6 protein-coding genes and 1 tRNA gene are annotated in these 5,852 nt (G+C 67.7%); all 7 read right to left on the reverse strand.

Translation table 11 applies throughout. The annotated features are described in order from the left end of the window. Positions 1 to 76 (reverse strand) — tRNA-Lys (locus AC6EI8_RS23420). Positions 77 to 157: 81 nt separating this feature from the next. Then, positions 158 to 1,270, reverse strand: a complete 1,113-nt coding sequence (locus tag AC6EI8_RS23425; RefSeq protein ID WP_149317790.1) for a YeeE/YedE family protein — start codon at positions 1,268 to 1,270, stop codon at positions 158 to 160. Positions 1,271 to 1,351: 81 nt separating this feature from the next. Further along, positions 1,352 to 2,035, reverse strand: coding sequence for a 7-cyano-7-deazaguanine synthase QueC (gene queC, locus AC6EI8_RS23430; RefSeq protein WP_149317789.1), 684 nt, complete (start codon positions 2,033 to 2,035; stop codon positions 1,352 to 1,354). A 236-nt stretch (positions 2,036 to 2,271) separates the two neighbouring features. Then, positions 2,272 to 3,030, reverse strand: coding sequence for a tol-pal system protein YbgF (ybgF, locus tag AC6EI8_RS23435; protein WP_149317788.1), 759 nt, complete (start codon positions 3,028 to 3,030; stop codon positions 2,272 to 2,274). Positions 3,031 to 3,084: 54 nt separating this feature from the next. Then, on the reverse strand, positions 3,085 to 3,591 hold the full coding sequence (gene pal, locus AC6EI8_RS23440) for a peptidoglycan-associated lipoprotein Pal (RefSeq protein ID WP_149318008.1): 507 nt from the start codon (positions 3,589 to 3,591) through the stop codon (positions 3,085 to 3,087). A gap of 30 nt (positions 3,592 to 3,621) precedes the next feature. After that, on the reverse strand, positions 3,622 to 4,875 hold the full coding sequence (tolB, locus tag AC6EI8_RS23445) for a Tol-Pal system beta propeller repeat protein TolB (protein WP_226108345.1): 1,254 nt from the start codon (positions 4,873 to 4,875) through the stop codon (positions 3,622 to 3,624). 263 nt (positions 4,876 to 5,138) lie between these two features. Then, positions 5,139 to 5,852, reverse strand: a 714-nt coding sequence (gene tolA / locus AC6EI8_RS23450) for a cell envelope integrity protein TolA (protein WP_498383016.1), incomplete at its 5' end; no start/stop codon positions are given.

Below are 5,852 nucleotides of genomic sequence, written 5' to 3' on the forward strand. Positions count from 1 at the left end.
TGGTGGGTCGTGCAGGATTCGAACCTGCGACCAACGGATTAAAAGTCCGCTGCTCTACCGGCTGAGCTAACGACCCGAAAAAACCGAAGCCGCGATTATAGTCATTGCTGACTGATCATGTCAACGGCACTGCCCTTGGCGGCGTCGGCATGGCCGTTCAGACCATCTTCTCCAGCCGCCACATCTGATAGCGGAACGCCAGCACGGCGCCGAGCAGGATGCCGGCCAGCGCGATGAAGGAACCGATCGCCAGCGTCGACACGCCGGACAGGCCCTGTCCGATCGTGCAGCCCAGCGCGGTCACGCCGCCCGCGCCCATCAGGATGCCGCCGACGATATGGTTGGCGACGTCCTCGGCGTTGCCGAAGCCTTCCCAGCGGAAGGTGCGCGAGGCCAGCGCATAGGCCGCCGCGCCGGCGATCACGCCGATCACGCTGACGATGCCGACGGTCAGCACCTTGCTCTTGTCGCTGAACATCATCAGCCAGTCGAGCGTATAGGCGTACGGGGCGACGAAGCTCAGGCTTTCCATGCGGCCGCTGTTGGTGGCGACGAACACCTCTTCCAGCGTATTGGGATCTTCCGGCACGAAGCCGAGATGGCCCGACACGTACCACATCGCCACGATGATCAGGCCGACCGCGATGCCGCCGAGCAGGTTGTCGAACGTGCGGAAGCCCTTGCCGGCCAGCGCCCACAGCGACAGCACGCCGCCGAGCAGCAAGCCCAGCACCAGCTGCAGCGTGCCGCGCGACAGGCCGGTCTGCGCCAGCAGCGACGGCAGGTCCTGCGAGGTCGGCAGCTGCATCGCGACGGCATCGACGGTGTTCACGCGAATGACGCCGAACAGGCCGCGCAGCGTCATATAGGCCGACAGGCCCAGGAACACGAACACCACCAGCGACTTCAGGTTGCCGGCGCCGATCCGCACCAGCGTCTTGCTGCCGCAGCCCGAGGCCAGCACCATGCCGAAGCCGAACAGCAGCCCGCCCACCAGCGCCGACAGCCAGGCCAGCTTGTCGGCCGCGTAGATGGTCCGCGCCGGATCGATCAGACCCGACCACGCCAGCACGCCGGTGCCGATCATGGCGACGCCGATCGCCAGCACCCACATGCGCATGCGAGTCCAGTCGCCCATGTTGACGATGTCGGAGACGGCGCCCATGGTGCAGAAGTGCGTGCGCTGCAGGACTGCCCCGAACAGGAAGGTCAGGGCGAAGGTGCAGACCAGCACGGTGCGCGTCAGCGCGGGGACGTCGATTTCAGGCATGGCGGATTGCCGGTGGCAGGACGGTAAGGGGTAGGCGGAACGGGCGGAACAGGCGGAAAAGCCGGACCGCGGCGAGCAGCATCACGCGGCGTTCTGGTAACGGGTCGGATCGGGCACGCCCGCGGCCTCGAAGCCCGCGCGGCGGATCCGGCAGGAATCGCAGACGCCGCAGGCGCGGCCCTGCTCGTCGGCCTGGTAGCACGATACGGTCATGCCGTAATCGACGCCTAGCCGGACCCCGGCCTGGATGATCTCCGCCTTGGTCATGTCGATGATCGGCGCGTGGACGCGGATGCGCTCGCCCTCGACGCCGGCCTTGGTGGCCAGATTGGCCAGCGCCTCGTAGGCCTGGACGTATTCCGGACGGCAGTCGGGATAGCCCGAATAATCCACCGCATTGGCACCGAAGAACAGGTCGCGGCCGCCGATCGCCTCGGCCCAGCCGAGCGCCAGCGACAGCATGATGGTATTGCGCGCCGGCACGTAGGTCACCGGGATACCGCCGGCCGCGCCGTCGGTCGGCACATCCAGCGCGTCGTCGGTCAGCGCCGAGCCGCCGAAGCGGCGCAGATCGAGGTCGACGATCTCGTGCCGCTTCGCGCCCAGCGCCGCGGCGACGCGCTTGGCGGCCTCGAGCTCCGACGAATGCCGCTGGCCATAGCGCATCGACAGCGCATAGGTCTCGAAGCCCTGGGCATTGGCCATGGCGAGCACGGTGGCGGAGTCCAGACCGCCGGAAAGCAGGACGATTGCGCGTTGGGTCATCTCGGGGCGGCGCGTGCCGGGTAGCGGCGAAGGACCAGCAGGCCTTCGCGGTATATCGGGGAACCCGTTATTTTAGCGCGACCACGAAAAAAGGCCCGCTTGCGCGGGCCTTGGCACCTGGGACGCCGGCGTCGCCGCCGCGAGAATCGCTCGACTTCGGCGCTCGACTTCGGCGCTCGACTTCGGCGCTCGACTTCGGCGCTTTACCTCGGCGCGCCTTGCTGCTTCGGCGTGCCTTACTTCAGCGTCTTCAACCGGTTGCTGGCCGCCTGGGCGCCCTCGGTGCCGGGATACTTGGCGACCACCTGCTCGAGCGTCTTGCGCGCCGCCGCCTTCTGGTTCGATTCCAGCTGGTTGTTGGCGATGGCGATCATCGCGTCGGGCACCTTGGGGTGCGTCGGATTGGCCTGCACCATGTTCTGCAGCACCGTGATCGAGCCGCGGTAGTCGCGCTGGGCATACAGCGAATTGCCCAGCCAGTACTGCGCCAGCGGCAGGTACGGGCTCTGCGGATACTTCTTGATGAAGGCCGAGAAGTTGGCGCCGGCGCCCTTGAAGTCCCCGGTCTGGAACTGCTTGAGCGCGGCGTCGTACTCGGTCTTTTCGCCCGGCTGGGCCAGGCCCTGCTGGCCTTCCACGGTGACCTGCTGCGGCTCGAACTTCTTGAGCCGCGCGTCCAGGTCCGCGTAGTAGTCCTTCTGCTGGCGCTGCAGATTGGCGACCTCGTTCTGCAGCACCTCGTTCTGGCCCCGCAGGCGCGCCACTTCCTGGCGCATCCCTTCGAGCTGGTTCTGGATATCGATCTGGGCCCGGCTGTTCTGGTCGATCCGCTGCGAGGCAGTGGCCTGGAAGCCATTGAACTGCTCTCGCAGCGTGATGATGGCGCGACGCGCCTCGTCATCGTCGAAGACACCGGCCTGTGCCTGGGCGGCCGGCAACAGGCCGGCACAAACTGCGGCGACTAGCCACGACAGAGTAGAGACGCGTGCTTTCATGGATCGACTTTCTTCAGCGCGGGATCAACGGATCGAAACGAATCCAGACGGGGATCAATAAACGATGTCGGCGCGGCGGTTCTCGGCCCACGACGCTTCGTCATGACCCAGCGCCTTGGGCTTTTCCTTGCCCAGGCTCACGGCCTCCATCTGGCTCTCGGGCACGCCCATGGTCGCCAGCGAACGGCGCACCGCCTCGGCACGCTTCTGGCCCAGCGCCAGGTTGTACTCGCTGGTACCGCGCTCGTCGGTGTTGCCCTGGATCAGGATGCGGCGGCTGCGGTTGCCCTGCAGGTACTTGGCGTGCTCGTTCAGCATGCCCTGGTATTCCGGCTTGACGCTGTAGCTGTCGAAGTCGAAATAGACGCTGCGGCGGGCCAGCGGGCTGTTCGGGTCGTTCAGCGGATCGCGCGAGACGTCGACCGGCGCGACGGCGCGCGGATCGGTGGTCGAGGTGCCGCCGGTGCCGGCACCGGCCTTGGCGGAGTCGTCGAGCTTGACGCCCGACGAGCAGGCGCCGAGGGTCAGCAGAACGGCGATGGCGAGAGACTTGGTGATCATGTTGGACATGGTAGGAGGCTCCTGTTTCTGTTATTGCATGAAGGGTCCCCAGGACGGCTCGCGAACCTCGCCGGACTGGAGCGACAAAACCTGCTTGGTACGTCCATCGGTCGACACCGCCGCCAGCACCGCGCGACCGCCGACGCGAGTGGCGTAGAGAATGTACTTGCCGTTCGCGGCGAAGCTGGGCGCCTCGTCGTTGGCCGTGTCGGTCAGCGCGGTGACATCGCCGCTGCCCAGGTCCATCAGCTGCAGCTTGAAGCCGCCGCCGCGGCTAATGTACGCCAGTTGCTTGCCATCCGGCGAAACCCGCGGGCTGACGTTGTAGTTGCCCTTGAAGGTCACGCGCTGGGCCGCGCCCGACTCCTCGCCGGCCGCCGGCATGCGGTAGATCTGCGGCGCGCCGCCGCGGTCGCTGGTGAAATAGATATGGCGGCCGTCCGGCGAATACTGCGGCTCGGTATCGATCGCGCTGCTGCGGCTCAGGCGGCGCAGCCCCGAACCGTCGGCATTGACCTGATAGATCTGCGTATTACCGTCGCGCGACAGCGCCAGCGCCAGATGGCGGCCGTCCGGCGACCATGCCGGGGCGCTGTTGTTGCCCTTCTGGTTCGACACCAGCGTGCGGCGGCCCGTGGCGAGGTCATGCACATAGACCACCGGCTTCTTCGCCTCGAACGAGACATAGGCCACCTTGGCACCGTCCGGCGACCACGACGGCGAGATGATGGGCTCGTTGCTGGTCAGCGCGACGCGCGAATTCTGGCCGTCGGAGTCCGAGATCAGCAGCTGGAAGCGGTTGCCGACGCGCGAGACGTAGGACAGCCGGGTCGCGAACACGCCGCGCTCGCCCAGCAGCTTCTCGTAGATATAGTCGGCGATCTTGTGCGCGGTCACGCGCAGCTGGTCCTGGCCGACGGTAAAGGCCAGGCCGCCCAGGCTGGCGCCCTTGACGGTGTCGTACAGGCGGAAGCGGACCTCGTAGCGGCCGCCGCCGGCCGGCGTGACGCTGCCGGCCACGAAGGCGTCGGCGCCGCGGGTCTTCCAGCCGGCCAGGTCGACGTTGGCGGTTTCCGGGACGGTGGCGCCGGCCACGTCGACGTTGCGGAAGCGCCCGCTGCGCTGCAGGTCGGCGCGGATGATCGCCGTCAGATTGGTCGGCGCCGCGCCTTCATTCTGGAAGTTGGCGACGGCAATCGGGAACTGGCTGGAGCCGACGCCGGAGATTTCGACGTTCAGCTGCGCGTGGGCCGGGCCCATCGTCAGCATCATGGCCAGCGCCATGGTGATCCAGGCGAGTACGGCCGCACGGACGGTGCGCCGGTTGGCGAGGGGGTTGGCTGGGGTGCGTTGGCGGAGGGCCAAAAGCGGTCGCATGCTGCTCCTCTATCTATATCGAGATCGTCAATCGATGCATCGGACGCGTCGGCAACGGCGCGCGGAGCGAGGCGCCGCCGGGCCGCGCCAGGCAACCGTCGATGGTAGCCAGCCGCCCGGCGGCCAGCGATCCCGGTTGCACTATGTTGCAAATCATACGCTTCCCTGCCTCAGTCCTTGGGCCGGAAAGTGATCGTGAAGCTGGACGGCGCCTTGCCGTTGTCGTCGCGCGGCAGCGGGTCGGAACGCTCGACCGCGCGCAGCACGGCGTTGTCCCAGGCCGAATTGCCGCTGGACTTGGACAGGCGGGCCGACAGCAGCGAGCCGTCCGGCGCCAGCGAAACCGACACCACGGCGGTCGGGTTGCCCTGCACGTCCTCGGTAAAGACGATGTTCGGCTTGACCCGGCGGCGCACCTTGTCGGCGTAGCCCGGCGAGGCGCGGCCGCCCGAACCGGCGTTGTCGGAGGTGCCGCCGCCCGAGCCGCTGCCGCCGGCCAGCGCCTTCAGGCGGGCCAGTTCGGCCTGGCGCTGGGCGTTGGCGGCGGCCTCGCGCTTGGCCTTCGCCTCCGCGTCTGCCTTCGCCTTCGCCTTGGCTTCGGCGTCCGCCTTGGCCTTTTTCGCCTGCTCTTCCTTGCGCTCGGCCTGTTCCTTGCGCTTCTGCTCCTCGGCGCGCTGCTGGTCTTCCTTGCGCTGGGCCTCCTTGCGCTGTTCTTCCTTGCGGAGGGCTTCCTTGCGTTGCTCTTCCTTGCGCAGGGCTTCCTTGCGTTGTTCTTCCTTGCGCTGCGCCTCGCGCCGCTCGGCCGCCTCGCGTTCCTCGCGCTCCTGGCGCGCCTTCAGCTCGGCCTGCTTGCGCGCGGCCTCGCGCGCCTCGGCTTCGCGGCG

It is taken from the genome of Cupriavidus sp. R6-3, from assembly GCF_059772245.1.